This window comes from Fructobacillus pseudoficulneus (assembly GCF_900108455.1).
Classification (GTDB): Bacteria; Bacillota; Bacilli; order Lactobacillales; family Lactobacillaceae; genus Fructobacillus; species Fructobacillus pseudoficulneus.
Genome location: NZ_FNWS01000012.1, coordinates 1 through 3474, shown reverse-complemented (window position 1 = coordinate 3474; position 3474 = coordinate 1). Strand labels below are relative to the sequence as shown.

The window sequence follows — 3474 nt, the reverse complement described above, 5'->3', positions numbered from 1 at the left end:
ATTAATGCCAGGCCAATGAAAACGCTCAACTGGCAATCACCACGAAAAGTCTTTCAGAAACATGCGGTGTTCGGATGATTCTTGCAATCTGCCGTTTATCAAAAAATTGTCCGATTTTAATTGCAACAAATAGGGGAAAAGGGAAGAGAAGAATGAACAAAAAAGTAGTAACAGGTATTATTGCAGCGATTGCTTTGATTGTCGTTGGTTATTTTAGCTTTTTTCAGCATAGCGCTCAGAGCAAAACGGAAACGTTGACTGTCGGTATTATGGCTGGTGACAAGAAAACAGATGAGCAATGGAAGTTGATTAAAGAAAATGCCAAGAAGGAAGGTCTGGACCTTAAAATTAAGACCTTTACCGACTATAACCAGCCAAACGCGGCGCTGTCCTCAGGAGACATTGACGCCAACGCCTTCCAGCACTATATCTTTTTGAACGATTGGAACAAGGCACATAAGACAGATATTGTTCCTGTTGGTGAAACTATCATGGTTGCTGGTCGTTTGTATTCTGATAAGCACAAGAGCATTAAAGACATTCCACAAAATGGAACGGTTGCCATTTCAAATGCGAAGATTACACAAGGCCGAACATTGCTATTGCTACAGGCAGCTGGTTTGATTAAGGTGTCTGACAAGGTTTCTGATCCAACTTTGAAGGACATTACGGAAAACAAGAAGAACTTGCAATTTAAGGAAGTTGGTACTGACCAGCTGGTCCGTGTCTTGCCTGAAGTTGATTTGGCTTCTGTTGATCCAAGCTTTATTGTTGGTGCTGGCCGTTCAATCAATTCAGCCATCTATGTACGTCCACTTGATAAGAGCCAACATGGCGCTGTGAACATTATTGCCACAACGAAGAACAAGAAGAATAGTTCAGCAATTAAGAAGCTAGTAAAGGCCTACCAGTCAAAGAACGTTGCAGATTTCATCGATTACAAGAGTGGCACTGGTGAAGTTGCTGTTTGGAAGGGTGCACCCACAGTTAAGTAATTCACTTTCAAATAAAAAGGACATTCATTTTCTGAATGTCTTTTTCTTATACATAAATTCATAAATTAGAATCATAAAGACTAAGCGTAGCGGTTAAACCACTCAACGATGTCTTCGATTCTTTGTACACGCAGTGATGGAATACCATTTCTGGAAAGGCCATGGTAAGACTTTGGATAGCGAATATAATCACTATCGGTTCCAGTACTTTTGATGGCTAAGAATAGCGCTTCACTTTGACTAACAGGGCAACGACGGTCTAGTTCGCCGTGCTGGATTCTTACAGGTGTTTTCACTTTGTTAGCGTGTGATAACGGTGATTTTTCCCAATAGTATTGGGCAGCGCCTTCATCGCGATAAAGGTCCATGCCCATTTCTTGTTCAACAAAAGGCACACCGATATCACTGTTAGTGTAGAGACCAATCCAATCAATAGCTGGCCGTTGCACAATCGCGGCCTGGAAACGGTCAGTATGGCTAATTGTCCAAGCTGACAGGAAGCCACCATATGAACCACCAGCAATAAAAATCTTATCTCTATCGATACCATCAAAATGATCAAGGGCATAGTCTAAGCCGGCCATGATATCATCATAATCATTTTCACCATAATGACCCATTACATCAGTAGCAAATGCTTCACCATAGCTTGTGGAGCCACGTGGATTAAAGTAAACAACGTGAAAGCCTTTGGCTGCCAGCGCCTGAAATTCGTGAAAGAAGGTATCACCATAAGCCGCATGCGGACCACCATGAATATACAAAATTAATGGTGCTTTGTCATTTGTCCCTTGAGCCTTCGTGAACCAACCCTGAAGTTGGACCTTTTCATCAGTTGAAGAGTAATAGAAAGAACTAACTTGAGCATAGGTATGACTTTGCTCATAGACTTGGTTCGGATTGTAGAGACTTGTCTCCTGACCACTTGCCAGGTTCAAAGTCTTTAGTTCAGCAGGCAGTTCGGTAGAAGAGGTGACCATAACAACTTCTTGGTTATCGTTGACGGTAAAATCGACAATGTCTCGTAGCTCATCCGTTACCAAAGTTGTTTTTTCACCATCCCAAATGTGTAATTGGCTATGCCCATGATCATAGGCTTGGAACAAACATTGACTATTAGATAACCAAGCGCCACTAATGCCACTGCGATTTTGAATCATATCGCTGCCAATGCTGTGTTCATAACCGACATTGAGGTCGTCATTACCTGTAATATTTCGTCCCTGCATATTGGTTAAATCATAAAGGTAAAGCTGGTTAACGGTGGCAGAGTAATGGCTATAATCACTTCCAATGACCGCTACTTGCTGACCATCGGGTGAAAAATGAGCGCCAGAAAAGACCCCATCAGGAAATGACTTTGTTAGCCACAATTTTTCTTCTTTTTGAATATCATAAAGATAAACGGCTAATGATTCGTCAAATTTACTGGTCCAATCGGGGTGTTCAGCCGCTAAAAACAAGATCTGGTTTTGATCTGGACTAATATCTTCCAGGCTAAAATCTTCCGTACCAGTCCAGATAGTTGTTTCTGTTTGTGATTGCAGGTCAAAGCGAACAAGGCCGTAATGATTATCAGTTGGAATCCAACCGACGCCATCTGCACGATTTTGTACCTTATGAACGTGCCGAGTTGTCAAATCATCATCATTTTTGACTGGTGTCTCAACAGTCTTAAAAAATAAGGCTTGCTTACCCGGTGTTAGTTTAACCTGAGCAATGCTATTACCAGTGGTTAATTGTTCCGCAACACCGCCATTGATGGGCATTTTCATTAATTGAAAGCGCTGATTTTCGTCTTGCTTACGAAAGTAAAGGTAGTCAGCGACAACCAACGGCTGCAAATTAAGACCTTCATTCGTGTACTGTTTGACGTGGTGATGCTGATCAATGCTGTAAATATTGGCAGTATAATCGTTTACTTCTTGGTTTAAACCGTTTTCGACAAAAAAGGTCAGGGTCCCGGTGACCCATAGTTGACTGAGGCTCTTAATGTCATATAAGTCCGTTATTGCTACTCCGTCCATAAAACTCTCCTTATTTTCATTCTAGTTAGGCATATTATAGCAAATAAAAGGAGTATTATGAGTATTTTATTAGAAATAATGATAGAATTTAGAATTCAAAAAAATAATTTTTGATCAAAAACTGAGACAATTCAGGATTTTGGTATGAGACATTGCTGTACTCGAATCACTGATTGTTAGTAAAGTGCTCAAAAGGTTTAGCCAATCGTAATTCAGATAAAATCACGTTCATTATCTTAAAATAGGGCAAAAGAAACTTATAATGCAAAAATACCTTAATCTGTGAATTTTGGGGTGAATCAATGTCCAAACATACTTTACTTTCGATAATATATATTATGTAAAGTAGATAGCCGTTGGCAGATTGCAAGAATCATCCGAACACCGCATGTTTCTGAAAGACTTTTCGTGGTGATTGCCAGTTGAGCGTTTTCATTGGCCTGGCATTAATC

At 40.4% G+C, this 3474-nt stretch carries 2 protein-coding genes; one reads left to right on the top strand and one right to left on the bottom strand.

Annotated features, from left to right (window positions below):
* Window positions 1-152 precede the first annotated feature (152 nt).
* The gene (locus BLW39_RS06870; protein ID WP_059379227.1) at window positions 153-995 is read left to right on the top strand and encodes a MetQ/NlpA family ABC transporter substrate-binding protein; all 843 of its coding nucleotides are present in this window, start codon (window positions 153-155) and stop codon (window positions 993-995) included.
* An 80-nt stretch (window positions 996-1075) separates the two neighbouring features.
* Here the strand turns inward: BLW39_RS06870 and BLW39_RS06865 are convergent, their stop codons facing one another.
* Window positions 1076-3022 carry a S9 family peptidase gene (locus tag BLW39_RS06865; RefSeq protein WP_059379229.1) on the bottom strand — a complete coding sequence of 649 codons (1947 nt, stop codon included), beginning with the start codon at window positions 3020-3022 and terminating at the stop codon, window positions 1076-1078.
* Window positions 3023-3474 lie beyond the last annotated feature (452 nt).